This is a genomic window from Proteiniclasticum sediminis (assembly GCF_018128025.1).
GTDB classification, from domain to species: Bacteria; Bacillota; Clostridia; order Clostridiales; family Clostridiaceae; genus Proteiniclasticum; species Proteiniclasticum sediminis.
Window position 1 is genome coordinate 169,503 of the sequence record NZ_JAGSCS010000003.1, and the last position, 19,773, is coordinate 189,275.

Annotated in this window: 17 protein-coding genes; all 17 read left to right on the forward strand. The window is 52.6% G+C overall.

The window, feature by feature from the left end:
- Window positions 1–82 precede the first annotated feature (82 nt).
- Complete coding sequence (locus KCG48_RS03900) at window positions 83–643, forward strand: GNAT family N-acetyltransferase (protein ID WP_211799999.1); 561 nt, start codon at window positions 83–85, stop codon at window positions 641–643.
- Entirely contained in the window at window positions 640–1,497 is an 858-nt protein-coding gene (gene ylqF / locus KCG48_RS03905; RefSeq protein ID WP_211800085.1) for a ribosome biogenesis GTPase YlqF, read from the forward strand. Before KCG48_RS03900 ends, ylqF begins: the two co-directional genes overlap by 4 nt.
- A complete protein-coding gene (locus KCG48_RS03910; protein WP_230976989.1) occupies window positions 1,487–2,299 on the forward strand; it encodes a ribonuclease HII in 813 nt (270 codons plus the stop codon). Before ylqF ends, KCG48_RS03910 begins: the two co-directional genes overlap by 11 nt.
- Before the next feature lie 63 nt (window positions 2,300–2,362).
- Complete coding sequence (gene dprA, locus KCG48_RS03915; RefSeq protein WP_211800000.1) at window positions 2,363–3,358, forward strand: DNA-processing protein DprA; 996 nt, start codon at window positions 2,363–2,365, stop codon at window positions 3,356–3,358.
- Window positions 3,359–3,492: 134 nt separating this feature from the next.
- Window positions 3,493–5,583 carry a type I DNA topoisomerase gene (topA, locus tag KCG48_RS03920; RefSeq protein ID WP_211800001.1) on the forward strand — a complete coding sequence of 697 codons (2,091 nt, stop codon included), beginning with the start codon at window positions 3,493–3,495 and terminating at the stop codon, window positions 5,581–5,583.
- 381 nt (window positions 5,584–5,964) lie between these two features.
- Window positions 5,965–6,744, forward strand: a complete 780-nt coding sequence (codY, locus tag KCG48_RS03925) for a GTP-sensing pleiotropic transcriptional regulator CodY (protein ID WP_211800002.1) — start codon at window positions 5,965–5,967, stop codon at window positions 6,742–6,744.
- A 174-nt stretch (window positions 6,745–6,918) separates the two neighbouring features.
- Window positions 6,919–7,620 (forward strand): 30S ribosomal protein S2, encoded by a 702-nt coding sequence (gene rpsB / locus KCG48_RS03930; protein WP_211800003.1) that lies wholly within the window; start codon window positions 6,919–6,921, stop codon window positions 7,618–7,620.
- 86 nt (window positions 7,621–7,706) lie between these two features.
- Window positions 7,707–8,618 carry a translation elongation factor Ts gene (tsf, locus tag KCG48_RS03935; protein ID WP_211800004.1) on the forward strand — a complete coding sequence of 304 codons (912 nt, stop codon included), beginning with the start codon at window positions 7,707–7,709 and terminating at the stop codon, window positions 8,616–8,618.
- Window positions 8,619–8,722: 104 nt separating this feature from the next.
- Window positions 8,723–9,442, forward strand: coding sequence for a UMP kinase (gene pyrH / locus KCG48_RS03940; RefSeq protein ID WP_211800005.1), 720 nt, complete (start codon window positions 8,723–8,725; stop codon window positions 9,440–9,442).
- A gap of 36 nt (window positions 9,443–9,478) precedes the next feature.
- Entirely contained in the window at window positions 9,479–10,030 is a 552-nt protein-coding gene (frr, locus tag KCG48_RS03945; protein ID WP_211800006.1) for a ribosome recycling factor, read from the forward strand.
- A 24-nt stretch (window positions 10,031–10,054) separates the two neighbouring features.
- The gene (locus KCG48_RS03950) at window positions 10,055–10,822 is read left to right on the forward strand and encodes an isoprenyl transferase (RefSeq protein ID WP_211800007.1); all 768 of its coding nucleotides are present in this window, start codon (window positions 10,055–10,057) and stop codon (window positions 10,820–10,822) included.
- The gene (locus KCG48_RS03955; RefSeq protein ID WP_211800008.1) at window positions 10,815–11,606 is read left to right on the forward strand and encodes a phosphatidate cytidylyltransferase; all 792 of its coding nucleotides are present in this window, start codon (window positions 10,815–10,817) and stop codon (window positions 11,604–11,606) included. Before KCG48_RS03950 ends, KCG48_RS03955 begins: the two co-directional genes overlap by 8 nt.
- Before the next feature lie 224 nt (window positions 11,607–11,830).
- Complete coding sequence (locus KCG48_RS03960) at window positions 11,831–11,968, forward strand: hypothetical protein (RefSeq protein ID WP_211800009.1); 138 nt, start codon at window positions 11,831–11,833, stop codon at window positions 11,966–11,968.
- A gap of 202 nt (window positions 11,969–12,170) precedes the next feature.
- Window positions 12,171–13,328: a 1-deoxy-D-xylulose-5-phosphate reductoisomerase gene (locus tag KCG48_RS03965; protein ID WP_211800010.1), complete on the forward strand. Its 1,158-nt coding sequence runs from the start codon at window positions 12,171–12,173 to the stop codon at window positions 13,326–13,328.
- Window positions 13,329–13,330: 2 nt separating this feature from the next.
- Window positions 13,331–14,338 (forward strand): RIP metalloprotease RseP, encoded by a 1,008-nt coding sequence (rseP, locus tag KCG48_RS03970; RefSeq protein ID WP_211800011.1) that lies wholly within the window; start codon window positions 13,331–13,333, stop codon window positions 14,336–14,338.
- A gap of 3 nt (window positions 14,339–14,341) precedes the next feature.
- Window positions 14,342–15,394, forward strand: a complete 1,053-nt coding sequence (gene ispG, locus KCG48_RS03975) for a flavodoxin-dependent (E)-4-hydroxy-3-methylbut-2-enyl-diphosphate synthase (protein WP_211800012.1) — start codon at window positions 14,342–14,344, stop codon at window positions 15,392–15,394.
- Between the two features lie 23 nt (window positions 15,395–15,417).
- Window positions 15,418–19,680 carry a PolC-type DNA polymerase III gene (locus KCG48_RS03980; protein WP_211800013.1) on the forward strand — a complete coding sequence of 1,421 codons (4,263 nt, stop codon included), beginning with the start codon at window positions 15,418–15,420 and terminating at the stop codon, window positions 19,678–19,680.
- Window positions 19,681–19,773 lie beyond the last annotated feature (93 nt).

The following is a 19,773-nucleotide window of genomic DNA, read 5'->3' on the forward strand; positions in this document are numbered from 1 at the left end:
GAATCATAGGCTTCCCCGGAAAATTCCTGTATAATCGGATCAGAAACCGAAGATTTTGGTAATTTTGGAAGGGGAGAGCGGGATGGAACTGAGGAAAGCTACGGAAGAGCTGAAAGAAGCTCTCCTTCGTTATCAGGAGGACTGGAGAAAGTCTGGAGAAAAAACCGTGCCCTATGGGGCTAGATTTTTCGATTTAAACTTCGAGGAATGGCTGCTAAAAACCCGGGAGCTGGAAACCCAGGCCCCTTCGGGCTGGGTTACCGCAGAGCTCTGGTTTCTCCTCGATGAAGGGGAAATCGTTGGGGCCATCGCCTATCGCCATGGGCTCAATGCCTACCTCCTGGGGGTGGGCGGCCAGATCGGTTATGGGGTCGTTCCCGGTAAGCGGGGCCAGGGCTATGGCAAAGCCATGCTGGACCTTCTCCTGGAGATGCTGGCCCAAAGGGGCATCGCTAAAGCCCTCATCACCTGCAACAAGAGCAATCCCGCTTCGGAAGCAGTGATCCGCCATGGCGGCGGGATATTGGAGAATGAAGTGGAAGACGGCGAGGAAATCGTTCGCCGTTATTGGGTCTATCCCGGAAAAAGTTCGGGAAGGCAGTCGGGGTCAAGGCCCGGAGGAGGACAAGAAAAATGGATATGAAAATCAACTGGTTTCCGGGGCATATGGTGAAAACCCGCCGGGAGATTCAGGCGAATCTGAAGCTCGTGGATGCCGTCATCGAAATCCGGGACGCCCGTATTGTGCGTTCCTCAAAAAATCCGGAGATTGAAAAGCTTCTGGGGAATAAGCCCCGGATCATCCTGCTGAATAAAGCGGATCTGGCTGAGGATCGGGTGACCCGGGCCTGGAAGAAAGTGCTGGAAAATGAACAGACCCTGGTGCTGGAGGTGAACTCCATGACGGGAAAAGGCTTGAACACGCTGAAACCGGCCCTCCAGGAGCTGCTGAAAGAAAAGCTGCAGCGCAATCGGGACCGGGGAATTGTCCATTCCCAGATCCGCGCCATGGTGGTGGGGATCCCCAATGTGGGGAAAAGCTCCTTCATTAATAAAATGGCCAAGAACAGCATCGCCAAGGTGGGAGACCGTCCCGGCGTCACGAAAAACAAACAGTGGATCAAGACCAAGGATGACCTGGAGCTCCTGGACACCCCCGGGATTCTCTGGCCGAAGTTTGAGGAGGAGACCTCGCTAAATTTGGCCTTCACCGGCGCCATCAAGGACGAGATCATGGACATCGAAACCCTGGCGCTTCGGCTGGTGGAGAGGCTCTCCAAGAACTACAAGAGCCGCCTTGTGGAACGCTATGGACTGGAAGAGTTTTCCGAGGATCCCCTGGAGAATCTGGAGAACATCGCCCGAAAACGCGGATGCATCATCAGGGGCGGGGAAGTGGACTATCGCCGAGTAGCCGTCATGCTTTTGGATGAGTTCCGCGGCGCCAAGATGGGGCCCATTTCCCTGGAGTGGCCGGAGGTGGAGAATGAAGGATAAGATGCCGTCAGGCAGCGTGGAAGAGATCCGGCAGTTTCTCCAGGCCCATGAGGAGGAAGTGCGAAGCGCGCCGGAGGAGATCCTTCAGGCGCTGGCTGCGGATCCCCGAAAATCCGTCCAGGCCCTGGGGCTCCGAATCCAAAAGGAAAGGGAAAAACGAAACCGCGAGATCCAGCGGGTGAAGGCGTTATACACCTTCGACGAAGCCTTCGGAAAGCGGGTGGCTGGGGTGGACGAGGTGGGTCGAGGTCCCTTGGCGGGTCCCATTGTCGCCGCAGCGGTGATGTTACCCCCCGGCAGCGAGCTGGAAGATCTGATTCTGGGGATCAATGACTCCAAGAAACTGAGCAAAAAAATGCGGGAAGAGCTGGATGAAATCATCCGGGAAAAAGCGCTGACCTATGCCATCTATGAGATGAGCAACCTGGACATTGACCGCCTGGGCATTGGCTACTGCAATCAGGAAGTGTTCCGGGGCGCTCTGCGCAGTCTTTCGGTAGCTCCCCAGCTGGTGCTGTCCGACGGGTATCCGGTGAAGGACTACCCGGGGGAGAATCTGTCCGTAATCAAAGGCGATACCCAAAGTGCCGCCATTGCCTGCGCTTCCATCATCGCCAAAGTTCATCGGGACCGGCTCATGGAAAACCTTCACCAGTATTATCCTCAGTACGGCTTTGACCATAATGCGGGCTATGGCAGCCCGGATCATGTGGCAGCCCTGAAAGCCCATGGACCCACACCCCTTCACCGCATGAGTTTTCTGCGGGGAATTTTGGGGGATGGGGATTCCTCGAATGAATGATTATTATCCTCCGGAGGATAATAATGTGGAGAATCTACATTATTAATATCCGGAGGTTTTTCCATGGAACGACAATTTTTTGAGGACCTTCCCCGGGAGATCCGGCTCATGGCGGCCTTCCATACGATGAACTATGAGGCGGCGCTGAAGGCTATGCTCTCTCCGCCGGCGTTTGACCGGGAAATTCGGGAAAAAATATTGGCACGGCAGCGGGCAAATCCCCGGCATATTCTCATTGGGGATAAGGGCTATCCGCCCAGGCTCTATGATATGACCTGGCCACCGCTTCTCCTTTACTATGAAGGGGACATCAAGCTTCTCCACCGGCCGTCGGTGGCGGTGGTGGGCAGCCGAAAATGCAGCACCTACGGACGTCGAGTCACCAAAGACTTCTCCATGCTTTTGGCCAAAAGCGGCATGGTGGTGGTGAGCGGAGGTGCCCGGGGGATCGACACGGTAGCCCATGAAGCCGCTCTGGAGGTTCAGGGGAAAAGCATCTGCGTCCTGGGCTGCGGCCTGAATGTGGCTTATCCTCCGGAAAATCGGGAACTTTTTCGGGTTCTTGCCCAGGAGGGGCTTCTTCTTAGTGAGTATCCCCGGGATTATGGGCCCAAACGCTGGACGTTCCCCATGCGAAACCGGATCATCGCTGCCCTCTCTTCCGCGGTTCTGGTGACGGAAGCGGAAGAGAAGAGCGGCTCCCTCCACACGGCGGCCTATGGGGAAGAACTGAACCGTCCGGTCTATGCCGTACCCGGAGACATCTATGCTCCCAATAAAAGCGGGACCCACGGGCTCATCGAGATGGGAGCGAGAATCCTCTACAGGCAGGAAGATCTTCTGCTGGATCTTTTAGCCCTTCATCCGGAAATGGCGAGGTACCGGATAAAAGACTTAGGCCTGGCAGGGATCTCCATGGCCGAAGATACCCAAAAGAAGCTTTTGGGCTGGTCTTCTTTTTCCCGAATTTCTGGAGAAGAGGATCTCTTCGTGCCGGATCCTCCTCCTTCAGTGGGGGGCGTCGAGGGGGGCACCGGGAAAGATTCTTTTGACATTTGAAAAACCATAGTATAGAATAGGGAATTAATTCACAGGTCTATCGGAATGGTGCATAATCAGCATATATAAAAGATAGACAATTCGAGAACAATGAATCCGATTTTGGAATTCGGAGAAATTTTAAGGGAGAATGTATGAGTCAGAAGTTAGTCATTGTGGAATCACCGGCCAAAGCGAAAACCATAAAAAAATACCTGGGAAGCGGATACACGGTGGAAGCCTCCATGGGTCATATCCGGGACCTGCCCAAAAGTCAGCTGGGTGTGGATGTGAACAATAATTTTGAGCCAAAATACATCACCATCCGAGGGAAGGGCGAACTGCTGGATAAGTTACGCAAAGCCGCCAAGAAAGCCGATAAAATCTATCTGGCCACTGACCCTGACCGCGAGGGGGAAGCCATCAGCTTTCATTTGGCCAACATCTTAAAACTAAATCCCAAGGACAATATCCGAATCGAGTTTAACGAAATTACCAAGGATGCGGTAAAAAATTCCATCAAGAACGCCCGTCCCATCGATGAGAAGATTTTTGATGCACAGCAGGCTCGCCGCGTGGTGGACCGTCTGGTGGGCTATGAAATCAGCCCCATCCTCTGGCGCAATGTGAAATGGGGACTCAGTGCCGGACGCGTTCAGTCCGTAGCCTTGAAGCTGATCTGCGATCGGGAGACGGAGATCGAGAAGTTCGAATCCAAGGAATACTGGAGCGTGGAAGCGGATCTTCAAAAAGATCGCACTGTGATCCGCACCAAGCTGGCACAGCATAAAAACAAAAAGATCGAAATCGGCAGCGAAAAGCAGGCGGAGGCCATCAAAGCGGAGCTGGACAGGGGCGAGTTTGTGGTTTCCAATCTGAAAAAGGGAACCAAGCTGAAGAATCCTCTGGCCCCCTTCATCACCTCCACGCTGCAGCAGGAGGCGTCCCGGCGGCTGAACTATCAGACCCGCCGCACCATGAGCATCGCCCAGAAGCTCTACGAAGGTGTGGACGTCAAGGGCCACGGCACCGTGGGTCTCATTACCTATATGCGAACGGACTCCACCCGGATCTCCGATGAAGCCCAGGCTGCTGCCCGGGAGTTCATCACCGGTGTCTATGGTGCAGCCTACTATCCCAAGACCCCGCGGGTATATAAAGGAAAGAAGAATGCCCAGGATGCCCATGAGGCCATCCGTCCCTCCGATGTGACCCTCACTCCGGATAAGGTCAAGGACAGTCTGAAGTCCGAGGAGTACAAGCTCTACAAGCTCATCTGGGAGCGGTTCATCGCCAGCCAGATGGCCTCCTGCAAAATGAACACCATCAGTCTGGAAGTGCTCAACGGGGACTATAAGTTCCGCGCCAGCGGTTCCACGGTGGAGTTTGAAGGGTTCATGAAGATTTATGACTATAAAGGGGAGGATGAGGAGGAAAACACCTCCATCCCCGATCTGGAAGTGAATGAGAAGCTGAAAGCCAAGAAGATTCTTCTGGAGCAGCATTTCACCCAGCCCCCGGCCCGATATTCCGAGGCATCCTTTGTCAAAACCCTGGAGGAACTGGGGATTGGAAGACCCTCCACTTATGCTCCGACCATTTCCACCCTGCTGAACCGCCTCTATGTGGAGCGGGAGAAGAAAAGCCTGGTGCCCACAGATTTGGGAAAAATCGTCAATGCCATCATGGTGGAGTACTTCAAGAGCATCGTGGACGTGGAGTTCACCGCCGGCATGGAGTCTAGGCTGGATCTCATTGAAGAGGGTAGCGAGAAGTGGACCGATGTGGTGGGATCCTTCTATGAACCGCTGAAGAAAGATATCGAAGTGGCCGAGAGCAAAGTTTCCAAGGTGACCATCGAAGATGAAGTTTCCGAGGAGATTTGCGAAAAATGCGGAAGCCATTTTGTCATCAAGAATGGCCGCTTCGGCAAGTTCCTGGCCTGTTCCGGGTATCCGGACTGCAAAAATACAAAACCCATCGTGGACAAACTGGATGTGAAATGTCCCACCTGTCACGAGGGCGATGTGCTGCAGCGCAAGTCCAAGAAGGGACGGAAGTTCTTCGGATGTTCCCGCTATCCTGAATGTAACTATGTCAGCTGGTATGAGCCGGTGAAAGACCCCTGCCCAGTCTGCAAGAGCCTCATGTACAAGAAGTATTCCAAGAAAGAGGGGACTTATCTGGAGTGCTCCAACGAAGGATGCAAGCAAAAGGTTCTGATCTCCAAAGAATCTGAAGAATAAAACCATGCCGAAAGAGGGATCTGCGGATCTCTCTTTTTTGGTTTTGTGAATGATTTCCGAAAAGTGCAGAAAATGAAAAAATTACGTTGCCTTTGCTAAAAAATAACGATATAATGCAATATGGCGGTGGTATCGGAGATAATCACGCTCCCCAATCCCCACCGGATTGAAACCGCCCACCCGTTGTTTGCCTCCAAAAGGCCATGGTTTATGGCTTAGCGGGTTATTCACGGGGGGTTACCGAAAAGTTTTCTTAAAATTCATTCACAGAATTGTGTAAAATTATTGAATAATGCTTTAATTTATGCTATTATTTGAAAAGGTAAGTGGACAATTCTAAATATTCACAATATTAATGATTAGAATTAGGGGGGATCAAGGATGTCACTATTAAACAAAACCAGAAAATTAAACAAGATACTGCAGAAATCCGGAACTGACCCGGTGGTGTTTGACGATATCTGCGAGATTCTCAGCGATGAGCTGGGGGCTGATGTCTATGTCGTCAGCCGCAGAGGAAAAATCCTGGGCCATAAGTTTGCCCATGCCTTCACCGCCAAGGATGAGCATGCCCATATCTTCGAAGATATGAAGTTCAGCGACGACTACAATGACGTACTGCTGAAGATTGGGGAAACCCTGACGAATATTTCTGCCGATGAGCGCTATGTGCTCAATGTGGAAAAGGAGTATGAAGGCAAAAATAAGCTCACCACCATCGTTCCCATCAACGGCAACCGGGAGAGACTGGGAACCGTAATCCTGACCACGCTGGGAAGCCCCTTCTCCGACGAGGATATCGTGCTGGTGGAGTACTCCACCACCATCATTGGTCTGGAAATTCTCCGTTCCAAGCAGCTGGAAAGTGAAGAAGATCAGCGTAAAAATGATGTGGTGGATTTGGCCATCCATACCCTTTCCTACAGCGAGAAGGAAGCCGTCAATCATATTTTCCGCGAACTCGACGGCGATGAAGGTCTCTTGGTCGCTTCCCGCATTGCGGACAAAGTGGGCATCACCCGTTCCGTCATCGTCAATGCGCTGCGCAAGCTGGAAAGCGCCGGCGTCATCAAGTCCAGATCCCTGGGCATGAAGGGCACCCGCATCACCATTCTCAATGACAAGCTGCTGGAAAAGCTGGAAATCCCCAAGAAGGGTTAAATCTTGAGACAAAAACCGGTGTTAATGCCGGTTTTTGTTGCTTCGGTCAAAGTGTTGTGGTATACTACGTAAGGATAAAAATAATCACATCTGCTGATTTCAGGGAGGGTGCCCCCAAGGGTTTCCCTGGGAAAAGAGGCAGATGGAAGGTTAAAAACCAGGAGGTAATAAAAAATGGCAGTAATTTCAATGAAACAGCTTCTCGAAGCCGGTGTTCACTTCGGACACCAGACCCGTCGCTGGAACCCCAAAATGGCTCCTTACATCTTCACCGAGAGAAACGGGATCTACATCATCGACCTGCAGAAGACCGTAAAGCTCATCGATGTCGCTTATGACTTCGTACGCCAGGTTTCCGCTGAAGGCAAGGACGTTCTCTTTGTGGGAACCAAGAAGCAGGCTCAGGAAGCTATCCAGGAAGAGGCACTGCGCGCAAACATGCACTTCGTGAACAACCGATGGCTGGGCGGCATGCTGACCAACTTCGGAACCATCAAGAAGAGAATCGGCAGAATGGAAGAAATCCGCAAGATGCAGGAAGATGGAACTTTCGACGTTCTTCCCAAGAAGGAAGTTGCTTCCCTCATGAACGAACTGGAAAAGCTCGAAAAGAACCTGGGCGGAATCAAGAATCTTGATGTGAAGAACATCGGCGCAATCTTCATCGTTGACCCCAGAAAGGAAAGAATCGCCATTGCAGAAGCTAAGGCGCTGAACATTCCGATCGTGGCCATCGTGGACACCAACTGCGATCCCGATGAAATTGACTACATCATTCCCGGAAACGACGATGCCATCAGAGCAGTTAAGCTGATCACATCCAGACTTGGGGATGCCATTCTTGAAGCAAGACAGGGCGAAGAATTAGCAGAGTAATGAAGGGTAAAAGGTAGGTGGTTTTCCATTTACCTTTTCTTATAGAAACGGATACCCCATCAACGATAATTTAGGAGGAATAAAACGTGATAAGTGCACAGGTTGTAAAAGAATTAAGAGAAAAAACTGGCGCAGGTATGATGGACTGTAAAAAGGCATTGACCGAAGCCAATGGAGATATGGAAAAGGCCATCGACATCCTGAGAGAAAAGGGCCTGGCTTCCGCCGCGAAGAAGTCTGGACGAGTTGCCTCTGAAGGCGTCATCGCCACCTTCGTCACCGAAGACAAGAAGCACGCTGCAGTCATCGAACTGAACTGTGAGACGGACTTCGTCAGCTCCAATGAAGCCTTCGTTCAGCTGGCCAATGAAATTGCTGAAGTGGCTGCCAAGAGCGAAGTTAAGGATGTGGAAGAGCTGAAGGCAATGGAACTGAACGGTACCACCGTACAGGATGCCGTCACCAACCTCATCGCAAAGCTTGGCGAAAACATGTCCCTCCGACGAGTCATCAAGATGGATGCTCCAGACGGACTGGTTTCCTCCTACATTCACATGGGCGGAAAGATCGGCGTACTGGTTCAGGTCAAGACCGAGAACACTTCCGATGAAGTGACCTCTGTAGCCAGAGACATTGCCATGCACGTGGCTGCGCTCAATCCTCAGTTCCTGGACAGCACCTCCGTGGATGCTGACACCATCGCCCGCGAAAGAGAAATCTACCGCGTGCAGGCTTTGAACGAAGGCAAGCCCGAGAAGATCGTTGACAAGATGGTTGACGGAAGAATGAACAAGTTCTTCAAGGAAGTCTGCCTGGTGAACCAGATGTTTGTCAAGAATCCTGATCTTTCCATCGAAGGCTTCCTGAAGGAAGAATCCAAGAAGCATGGCGAGATCGCCCTGGTGAACTTTGTCCGATTTGAAAAGGGCGAAGGCATTGAAAAGGAAGTTGTTGATTTCGCAGCAGAAGTTGCGGCTCAGATGGGACTTAACAAGTAAAATTCCTGCGGGAATTTGTAGAATTAAAGAAGAGAACACCTCAAGTGTTCTCTTTTTTTGAAATAATGCTAGAATGGAACTATAATTCACATACGGAGGATAATATGAGCGAACCGAAATACAAAAGAGTCATGCTGAAACTGTCGGGTGAGTCTCTGGCTGGAGCAAACGGCTTTGGGATTGACTTTACGGTGGCCACGAGAATTGCCAAGGAAATCAAGGAACTTGTGGACATGGGCGTAGAAGTCGGAGCCGTCATTGGAGCAGGCAACATCTGGAGAGGTCGCGAAGGAAGCGGAATGGACCGGGTAACCGCAGACAACATGGGAATGCTGGCCACGTGCATCAATGCGCTGGCTCTTCAGAACTCCTTGGAGGATCTGGGAATTGAGACCCGTGTGCAAAGTGCCATCGAAATGCGGGAGATTGCGGAGCCATTTATTCGTCGACGGGCGGTTCGTCATTTGGAAAAGGGGCGCGTGGTGATCTTCGCCGCAGGCTCGGGAAATCCTTACTTCACCACCGATACAGCAGCGGCGCTCAGAGCTGCGGAAATTGATGCCGAGTGTATCCTCCTGGCCAAGAAAGTGGATGGGGTGTACAACTGTGATCCCAATCTCCATGCCGATGCCGTGAAGTATGATCATCTGACCTACCGGGATGTCATGGAGCAGGATCTCAAAGTCATGGATATCACCGCCATCACGCTGTGCAAAGACAATGATATTCCCATTATTGTGTTTGGACTGGATGGCGAGGGGAATATTCGCAAAGCCATTGAAGGGAAATCCAATGGTACCATTATCGACAGTCAAGAGCTATAATAAAGCTAGAAAATCAGAAAAATAGGAGGATCGACGATGATTAAAGATTTAGTTGTTCATCTGGAAGAAAAAATGAGCAAGTCCATCAAAAACTTGGAGGCGGAGCTGGCAACCTTGAAAGCCGGTCGCGCCAATCCCACCATGCTGGACAGAATTGAAGTGGAATATTATGGAAGCATGGTCCCCATCAGCCAGGTGGGAAGTATTTCTGCCCCGGAACCTCGGATACTCATGATCACCCCTTGGGAAAAGTCTGCACTGAAGGCCATTGAAAAGGCCATCAATACGTCGGATCTGAACATTAACCCCAACAATGACGGTTCGGTCATTCGTCTCATTATCCCTGAACTCACCGAAGAAACCCGTAAGAATCTGGTGAAAGTGGTCAACAAGAAGGGGGAAGAGGCGAAGATTGCCATCCGCAATGTGCGCCGGGACACCATTGATAAAATCAAGGCCATGAAGAAGGAACTTTCCGAGGACGAAATCAAGAAGGGTGAAGAGGATGTCCAGAAGAAAGTCGATGAATATATCAAGCGCGTGGACAAAATCGTCACAGACAAGGAAAAGGAGATCATGAAGGTCTAGTTTCTTTGGGTAAGGAAGGTTAAGATGTTTGAGTTCTTAAAGAAGAAGGCCGTCCCAAAAGCGTCAGATCTGACGCTGGATCCGAACAATATCCCCCGGCATATCGGAATTATCATGGACGGCAATGGCCGCTGGGCCAAGGAACGGATGCTTCCCCGCACCATGGGGCATAAGGCCGGGGTGGAGACCATCCGGAAGGTACTCAAGGAATGCGAGCGTCTGGGGGTCCGCTATCTGACCCTCTACGCTTTTTCCACGGAAAACTGGAAACGGCCCAAGGAAGAAGTGGGGGCGCTCATGACGCTGCTGGTGGATTACCTGGAAAATGAACTGGAAGAGCTGCATCAGAACCAGGTGGTGGTGAACTATCTGGGGAAGATCGACCGGCTGCCGGAAGCGGCGCAAAAAGCCCTGCGAGACGCCAAGGAAAAGACCCGAAACAATACCGGGGTCCAGATGAATCTGGCCCTGAATTATGGGGGAAGAGAAGAGATCGTCCAAGGGGTCCGTCAAGCCATGGAAGATGCCCTGGCGGGAAAACTCCGCCCGGAAGATCTAACGGAAGGGCTTTTTTCCGATTATCTCTACACCCAGGGGCAGCCGGACCCGGAACTGATTATCCGGCCCAGCGGGGAGCTTCGGCTTTCCAATTTCCTGCTCTATCAGGGAGCCTACAGCGAACTTTGGTTCAGTAAAATCAACTGGCCGGATTTCCAGGAAGCGGATCTTCGGCAGGCCATTGCGGACTATCAGTCCCGCAGCCGGCGATTTGGAGGATTGAAGAGTGAATAAGCGATATCTGGGCGCTCTGACGCTGGTTCCCCTTTTGGTGCTCCTTTTTCTCGGGGGCTGGTTTTTGCGGATCACCACTTTATTCCTTGCGCTTCGTGCGCTCTATGAGTATTTCCATGTCCTTTCGGTGAAAGGGCATAACCCTTCCCGCGTCTTGGGTTATCTCGCGCTTCTGGGTTACTTTGCGCTGCTGTTCACCCGCGAGGATGCTGCAGCGCACCTGGGAATTTTCGTTGCGGTACTTACAGCGGTAGCCTTTGTGCTCATGGTTTTTCGCCAGGACACCTCCATTCAGGATGCAGCCCTCACCGTCACGGGATTTCTCTATGCGGGAGGATTTTTCGGATTTCTTATCCTTTTGGAAAATCGGCCTTCAGGCATTATCTTCGTCTATTCGGTTTTTGTCATTTCCTGGGTCTGCGATACTTTAGCGTATTACACCGGAAGACTCTTCGGTCGGCATAAGCTCATCGAGCGGGTCAGTCCCAAGAAAACTGTGGAAGGGGCCATTGGCGGTCTCCTGGGGGGAGCCTTGGGGGCATATCTTCTCGGCATGGCTACCACGGCGCAAACGGGGATCGCCCCAGGGCATTTTCTCGTCATGGGATTTTTCGGGGCCATGTTCGGCCAGATCGGCGATTTGGCGGCTTCGGCCATCAAGCGCTATGCCGGAGAAAAGGACTATCCGAAACTGATTCCCGGCCACGGCGGGGTGCTGGACCGGTTTGACTCCATTCTCTTTGTAGGAGTCCTTGTCTATGCCTATGTGACGTATATTCTGTAAGGTACGTTCTTCAAAAGAATCCTTCGCCATGACAATGATGCAAGGTGTCGTCCAAGATGATAACAAGAAGCCATTTCGTAGAGGTGGCTTTTCTTCACGTTTATAGACAAAACTTCAAGTTGTTCATAAGAAGTTTAAATACTGTATATTGTATCATTGGGCCGATAGGACTATATTATATATAAGATCATTTGGCTTTATAGGCCAAAGGAGGTAGGGAGATTATGAAAAAAGAGCCGAAAACAAAGATCCTGTTCACATTGCCCGTGGATCTGAAAGAAGAGTTGCTCAAGGAAGCGGATAAAGAGAATCGTTCCCTGAATAACTACATTCTGACACTGCTTCTCAAGCGAAACAAATAAGACTTGTCTGGACACACTTTTCCAGGCCGGAACCGTCAGGTCCCGGTCTTTATTTGTTTGCGGTTCCGTCGGAAAAAAGCAAAGCCTGTTCATGAGGCTTCCGGGACTTTTGGCAATTAATTCTCCTGAACTCAGAAAAACTTAATAATTCTTCGGTATAATAAAAAGAAGAATCAGCAAAACCATGGAAGGAGACATTCCCTTGAAATATATATCCATTATCGGAGCATCCGGCTCCATCGGCACCCAGACCCTGGAGGTGCTGCGAAAAGAGAAGGAGATTCAGCTGGTGGGCGTTTCCGTCCATTCCAACCTGGAGCGTCTGCGAGCCATCATTCTGGAATTTCATCCCGAGGTGGTCTGCATCACCGATGAAGACCGAAAGGAGGAGGCCCAGGATCTGATGCGCTCCCTGCACTATTCGGGAGAAGTGTGCTTCGGCATGGAGGGGCTCATCCATGTGTCAACCCTGCCGAAGATTGACCTGGTGGTCACCTCCTTAGTGGGCATGGTGGGGCTTCGCCCCACGGTGGAAGCCATCAAGGCCGGCAAGGACATCGCATTGGCCAATAAGGAAACCTTGGTGGCTGCCGGGGAACTGGTCATGGCTCTCGCCCGAAAACACCAGGTTCAAATTCTTCCCGTGGACTCTGAGCACTCGGCCATCTTCCAGTCCCTCCAGGGATCCCAGCCGCATGAAGTGGCGAAGATCCTCCTCACCGCCTCCGGCGGACCCTTTCGGGGAAAAGACACAGCCTTTCTCCAGGGCGTGACCCGGGCCATGGCCCTGAAGCATCCCAACTGGGTCATGGGAGCGAAGATTACCATTGACTCCGCCACCCTGATGAATAAAGGATTGGAGTTCATTGAAGCCCGATGGCTTTTCGATGTGCCCTATGAGAACATCGACATTCTGGTTCATCCCCAAAGCATTGTCCACTCCATGGTGGAGTTTTGCGATCACAGCATCATTGCTCAGCTGGGATCTCCGGACATGACCCTGCCCATTCAGTATGCCCTGAACTACCCGCATCGGCATCCAGCCGTGGCGAAGCCCCTGAACCTTCTGGCCGTGGGGCAGCTCACCTTTGAGGCGCCGGACCGACAGACCTTCCGGGGACTGGATCTGGCGGAGCTTGCCGGAAAACGCGGCGGACTCCAGTGCGCCGTCATGAACAGCGCCAATGAGGAAGCCGTAGCCTTATTCCTGAAGGAAAAGATCGGATTTTTGGACATCTACGACGTGGTGGAAGAGGCCATGGAACGGTTCCGGGATCTGGGCGACATCACTCTGGAAAAGGTCTTTGCCGCCGATGAGGCCGTGCGGGCCCACATCCGCAGAAAGTATAAAGAGGTGTAAGCATGTATCTGGCGTTATCAATCTTTGCCTTCGGACTTCTGGTCCTGGGGCATGAATTTGGACATTTTATCCTTGCCCGGCTCAACGGTGTCAAGGTGGAGGAGTTTTCCATCGGCATGGGGCCGAGACTTTTCCAGAAACAGGGGAAGAATACCCTCTACTCCATCAAGGCTCTGCCCATCGGCGGTTCCGTGAAGATGTACGGGGAAACCGAGGAGGCCACAGGGGAGGATTCCTTCTTCTCCAAGAGCCCCCTGCGCAAGATCAGCATCATTGCCGCAGGTCCCCTCATGAACATCGTCATGGCCCTCCTGGTGATCTTTGTCTTTGTTCTTTTCAATGGCTACACCAGCAGTGTCATCAAGGAAGTGCTCCCCAATACCCCCGCCCAGGCAGCGGGTCTGGAGCCGGGAGACCGGATCCTCAGCGTCAATGGGGAAAAAGTCTTTACCTTCCAGGATATCTCCACCTACATCAGCTATAACGGCATGAACAAGCTGACCCTGGAAGTGGCCAAGGAAGAAGGGGACGTCATGCTCTCCATCATGCCCATCGCCACGGAGGAAGGACGGCCCTATGTGGGCATCGTGCCTGTTTCCCAGGCGAACCCGGGATTTGGAGAAACCTTGGGGGCCACCTCCAATCAGACCCTCTCCCTGATCAATCAGACCCTCTTTTCCCTGAAAGTGCTCTTTTCCGGGAACGCCTCCCTCAATGATTTTGGCGGACCTGTGACCATCTTTAAGTACTCCACCCAGGCAGCCAGCATCTCCCTGTGGAACCTGGCCAGCTTTGCGGCCTTCCTCAGCATCAATCTGGCGGTGCTGAATCTCATCCCCTTTCCGGCCCTGGATGGCGGATGGATTCTGATCCTTCTGGTGGAGCTCATCACCCGTAAGAAGCTGCCGGATAAGTTTGTGGGGATTTGGAACACCATCGGGTTTGTTGTCCTCATGGGCTTCATGCTGCTCATCACATTCAAGGATATTTTTCTTCCAGGAGGTTTTTAGTTCATGAATAGACGACCCACAAGACCCATCCGGATCAAGGATCAGATCCTGGGCGGAGACAATAAAATCACCATTCAGTCTATGACCAACACGGATACCCGGGATGTGGAAGCGACCCTGAACCAGATCCGCGCCCTCATGGTGGCGGGCTGTGACATTGTCCGCTGCGCCGTGCCGGATATGGAAGCGGCGGAGGCTTTAAAAGACATTACCCGGCAGATTCCCATCCCCGTGGTGGCAGACATTCACTTTGACTACCGTTTGGCCTTAGCCTCCATCGAGAACGGAATCTCGAAGCTTCGGATCAATCCGGGAAACATCGGAGGAAAAGACAAAGTTCGTCTGCTGGCCGACGCCTGCACCGCCAAGGGTATTCCCATTCGCATTGGTGTGAACTCCGGTTCCCTTCAAAAGGATATCCTGGAGAAGTATGGCCGGGTGACGCCGGAAGGGCTCGTGGAAAGCGCCCTTCGAAATGTGGAGCTTCTGGAGGATGCCAATTTCCGGGACATCGTCATTTCCATAAAATCCTCCGATGTCATGACTATGATGGACAGCTATCGCCTCCTTTCGAAGAAGGTGGATTACCCTCTGCATCTGGGGGTAACGGAAGCTGGAACCATTTGGCGAGGAACGATCAAAAGCTCCATCGGCATCGGCGGACTTCTTTCCGAGGGGATTGGAGACACGATCCGCGTCTCTTTAACAGGAGACCCCATCGAGGAGATCAAAGCAGGCCGGGAAATTCTGAAAGCCGTGGGGCATTTGAAGGAAGGCATCGAATTTGTCTCCTGTCCCACCTGCGGACGGACCCAGATCGATCTCATTGGCATCGCCACTCAGGTGGAGGAAGCCTTAAAAGACAGCAAGAAGAACATTAAGGTGGCCGTCATGGGCTGCGTGGTCAACGGACCTGGAGAAGCCCGGGAAGCGGACATCGGCATTGCCGGCGGCAATGGGGTGGGCCTCATCTTCAAAAAGGGCCTCATCATCAAAAAGGTGAAGGAGGAGGAACTGGTTTCCGCCCTTCTGGAAGAAATCGAAAAAATGGACTGACCTGAACGAAAGGAGGAGGACTATTGGAGCTTAAGGATTTGTTCAGCCAAGAATCCTCGCTGACAGAATTTACCATCACCCAAGTGCCCAAGGTGGAGTTTCTGAAAAAGACCCAGAATTTCCGCGTCTATCTGACGTCACCGCGAATTCTGGATCCTAAAGTCAAAGAACCCCTGGCAAAATTTCTGGGAAAACTCACGGGGACGGAGCGGGATGTGCAGGTGATCAACCTGATTCATCCCTTCCACCGGGATCTGCTTCCGGAGATTCTCCAGGGGATGTTTCTGACGGACCCGCTGAAATACAGTTTTCTCAAGGATGCCCGGATGAGCGTCCAGGACGGGAGACTGATTCTCACCCATTTCAGCCCGGTGCTCATCAAGAATTTCCGGGATGCGGAAACGGTGAAATGGATCCAGAGCATCTTTTCGGAATACTACGGCCAGGAGCTCCAGGTTACGGTGGAGTTCAGCGAAGCCCTGACCCCGGAAAAGCCGGAAATTGATGTACAATCGAAACTGAAGGCGATGCGCGCCGAAGCCGGCATCCCGGGGGAGATTTCGGGAACTTCCGTTCCTGTGGCCGTTCCCCTGAAGAAAACCGCTGCCCCCGCCGGTGTCAAGACCGCCAAGGTGAAGGACGAGCATGTGCTTCTGGGGAAAACCATCAAAGAAACCAGTCTGCAGATCCGGGATCTGGATGACAATGCGGGGAACTGCGTCATCGATGGGGAAGTCTTCAAAATGGACACCCGGGAGCTGAAGACCGGCAAGACCCTCCTGATTCTCTATGTGACGGACAACACCAGTTCCATCGCCGTGAAAGCGTTTCTCAAGGAAAATGAAGAGCTTCCCATCCGTGTGGGGGAAGTTTTCCGCTTCAAAGGGAATGTGACCTACGACATGTATTCCAAAGAGCTGACCATGATTGTCAAGGACATCATGCGCATGGAGAAGGTAAAGCGCCAGGACAAGGCCGAGCGTAAGCGCATTGAGCTCCATGCCCACACCAGCATGAGCAGTATGGACGGTCTGGTGTCAGCGAAGAAGCTCATGAAACAGGCCAAGGAGTTTGGACACCCGGCCCTGGCCATCACAGACCATGGCGTGGTCCAGGCCTTCCCCGAGGCCATGGACAGTGCCAAGGACACCGGAGTGAAAGCCATCTATGGCATGGAAGCCTATATCGTCAATGACGACATCAACATCATCGAAAACATCGATGAGTCCCTGACGGATCTGGTGGTCTTTGACATTGAGACCACCGGTTTTTCCGCTGCCCATGACCGGATTATCGAAATCGGGGCGGTGAAAGTAAGGGATGGAGAAATCATCGAAGAGTTCTCCAGCTTCATCAATCCCCAGGTGCCCATTCCGGCGAAAATCACGGAGCTCACGGGGATCACCGATGCCATGGTGAAGGATGCCCCTTTGGTGGAGAAGGTAATTCAGGATTTCTATGCTTTTATTCAAAACTCCACCCTGGTGGCGCACAACGCTTATTTTGACGTGGGATTTATCCGAAAGAACCTGGCGGATCTAAACATGACCCTCAACCATCCCATCATGGACACGGTACCCATGGCCCGCTTCCTCTACAAGGAGCTGAAGCGACACCGGCTGGATGTCATTGCCAAACACCTGAACATCGACATGGGCAGTCATCACCGGGCGGTGGACGATGCCGTGACCACGGTGAAAATTCTCCACAAGTCCATGGAGAAAATGAAGGCCATGGGCATTGAGACTTTCCGGGAATTGAATGAGCGAAGCAAGGCGGAGATGGATCTGACGAAACTCCCCATGTTCCACGGGACGATTCTCGTTCAGAATCTCACGGGGCTGAAAAGCCTCTATGAGATGGTGTCCTCTTCCCATCTGGAATCCTTCCACCAAAAGCCTCGCATCCGAAAGAGCATGCTGCGGGCGAAGCGGGAAGGGCTCCTTCTGGGCTCCGCATGCATCAGCTCGGAACTGGTGCGGTTTATCCTGGAGGGACGAACCGAAGAGGAAATTCGGCAAGTGGCTTCCTTCTATGACTATCTGGAGGTCCAGCCCGTGGAGAACAATCTGGATCTTCTGAAGGACGGCCGTATCCGGGACCTGGAAGGCCTCCGGCAGCTGAACCGCCGGATCGTGGAGCTGGGAGACGAATTGGGAAAACCCGTGGTGGCCACGGGGGATGTGCACTTTCTGAATAAAGAGGATAAGATCTACCGGCAGATTCTTCTGTCGGCCCAGGGGTACAGCACCCAGAACGGGGAGCTGGATCTCTACTTCAGAACCACGGAGGAAATGCTCCAGGCCTTCGCCTATCTGGGGAAAGAAAAGGCGGAGGAGCTGGTCATTACCAATACCCATCGCATCGCAGACCTCATCGGTGATTTCCTGCCTATTCCCAATGGGACCTTCCCCCCGAAAATTGAAGGGGCGGAGGAGGAAATCCGACAGATGACCCTGGACAAAGCCCATGAGCTCTATGGGGAGGTGCTGCCGGACGTGGTGGACAAGCGGGTCCAGAAGGAACTGAACTCCATCATCTCCAACGGCTATGCCGTGCTCTACCTCATCGCCCACAAGCTGGTGGCGAAATCCTTGTCCGACGGGTATCTCGTCGGCTCCCGAGGCTCCGTGGGCTCTTCTTTAGTGGCGACCTTCACCGGGATCACCGAGGTCAACGGACTTCCGCCCCATTACCGCTGTCCCCACTGCCGTCACAGCGAGTTCTTCCTGGACGGCTCCGTGAGCAGCGGAGCGGATCTGCCGGAGAAAAACTGTCCCCAGTGCGGGACGCTCTACATCCACGACGGCCATGATATTCCCTTTGAAACCTTTTTGGGCTTTGAAGGGGATAAAGAGCCGGATATTGACTTGAACTTCTCCGGAGAGTATCAGGCGGTGGTCCATAAGTACACCGAGGAGCTCTTTGGCGAAGGGTACGTGTTTAAAGCCGGAACCATTGGCACCGTGGCGGATAAAACCGCCTATGCCTATGTCAAGAAATACCTGGAGGACAAGGAGATCAGCCTGCCCACAGCGGAGATTGAGCGCCTGGCAGCAGGTATGGTGGGGGTCAAGCGCACCACCGGACAGCATCCGGGAGGCATCATGGTTGTTCCCCGGGATAACGATGTCCATAATTTCACCCCGGTGCAGCGGCCGGCCGATGACCAGAGCTCGGACATCACCACTACCCATTTTGACTACCACTCCATTTCGGGACGACTGCTGAAGCTAGATATTCTGGGGCATGACGACCCCACCATGCTGAGAATGCTGCAGGATCTCACGGGGATTGACCCCAAGACCCTGCCGCTGAACGATCCCCAGGTGCTGTCCCTCTTCACCTCCACCAAGGCCCTGGGCCTGACCCCGGAGGAACTGGGGGTTCCCGTGGGCTCCTACGGATTGCCGGAATTTGGCACGAAGTTTGTTCGCGGGATGCTCCTGGACACGACGCCCACCTCCTTTGCCGATCTGGTCCGAATCTCCGGTCTTTCCCACGGCACCGATGTCTGGCTGAACAATGCCCAGTACTACATCAAGGAGGGCTTCACCACCCTGAAGGACTGCATCAGTACCCGTGACGACATCATGACCTACCTCATCTATATGGGGCTCCCCGCCAAGAAGAGCTTTACCATCATGGAGAGCGTCCGTAAGGGAAAAGGGCTGAAGGAAGACGATGAAAAGGTCATGCGGGAGTTCAAGGTGCCGGAATGGTATATTGAATCCTGCAAGAAAATCAAGTACATGTTCCCCAAGGGCCATGCCGTGGCCTACGTCATGATGGCTGTGCGCATCGCCTACTTTAAGGTGTATTACCCTCTGGCCTATTATGCGGCCTATTTCTCCACTCGGGCCACAGACTTTGACGGTGAACTGATCCTGAAAGGGGAAGTGGCTGTGAAGAAGAAAACCGAGGAGCTCTATGAACTGGGCAATGCTGCCTCGGCCAAGGAAAAAAACATGATCACCATTTTGGAGATCGTCTATGAGATGTACAAACGGGGCTTGACCTTTAAGCCCATTGACCTCTACAAATCCCATGGCACGAAGTTCCTCATCGAGGAAGGAGCCATCCGGCCACCCTTAAGCTGCCTGGTGGGGGTGGGGTCCAATGCGGCAAACAGCATCTACGACGAAGCCCGCCGGGGAGAGTTTATCTCCAAGGAGGACTTGCGTCTTCGCAGCAAGGTGTCCAAGACGGTCATCGAGACCCTGGAAGCCTGTGGAGCCTTGGAAGGCATGGAAGAGACCAATCAGCTTTCCTTCTTCAATCTCTAAAAAGGCTTGAAAACCGGGACTATTTGTGTTATCCTATTACCGTACAATAACTAGAACTTCGAGAGTGGGCAAAACCCGCTCTTTGTTTTTGTA

What these genes read in the sequence shown, in the direction of transcription:
- KCG48_RS03900 (WP_211799999.1), top strand. Translation starts at nt 83, where the DNA reads ATGGAACTGAGGAAAGCTACGGAAGAGCTGAAAGAAGCTCTCCTTCGT.
- rseP (WP_211800011.1), top strand. Translation starts at nt 13,331, where the DNA reads ATGTATCTGGCGTTATCAATCTTTGCCTTCGGACTTCTGGTCCTGGGG.
- codY (WP_211800002.1), top strand. Translation starts at nt 5,965, where the DNA reads ATGTCACTATTAAACAAAACCAGAAAATTAAACAAGATACTGCAGAAA.
- pyrH (WP_211800005.1), top strand. Translation starts at nt 8,723, where the DNA reads ATGAGCGAACCGAAATACAAAAGAGTCATGCTGAAACTGTCGGGTGAG.
- ylqF (WP_211800085.1), top strand. Translation starts at nt 640, where the DNA reads ATGAAAATCAACTGGTTTCCGGGGCATATGGTGAAAACCCGCCGGGAG.
- ispG (WP_211800012.1), top strand. Translation starts at nt 14,342, where the DNA reads ATGAATAGACGACCCACAAGACCCATCCGGATCAAGGATCAGATCCTG.
- frr (WP_211800006.1), top strand. Translation starts at nt 9,479, where the DNA reads ATGATTAAAGATTTAGTTGTTCATCTGGAAGAAAAAATGAGCAAGTCC.
- dprA (WP_211800000.1), top strand. Translation starts at nt 2,363, where the DNA reads ATGGAACGACAATTTTTTGAGGACCTTCCCCGGGAGATCCGGCTCATG.
- KCG48_RS03910 (WP_230976989.1), top strand. Translation starts at nt 1,487, where the DNA reads ATGAAGGATAAGATGCCGTCAGGCAGCGTGGAAGAGATCCGGCAGTTT.
- topA (WP_211800001.1), top strand. Translation starts at nt 3,493, where the DNA reads ATGAGTCAGAAGTTAGTCATTGTGGAATCACCGGCCAAAGCGAAAACC.
- rpsB (WP_211800003.1), top strand. Translation starts at nt 6,919, where the DNA reads ATGGCAGTAATTTCAATGAAACAGCTTCTCGAAGCCGGTGTTCACTTC.
- KCG48_RS03950 (WP_211800007.1), top strand. Translation starts at nt 10,055, where the DNA reads ATGTTTGAGTTCTTAAAGAAGAAGGCCGTCCCAAAAGCGTCAGATCTG.
- KCG48_RS03960 (WP_211800009.1), top strand. Translation starts at nt 11,831, where the DNA reads ATGAAAAAAGAGCCGAAAACAAAGATCCTGTTCACATTGCCCGTGGAT.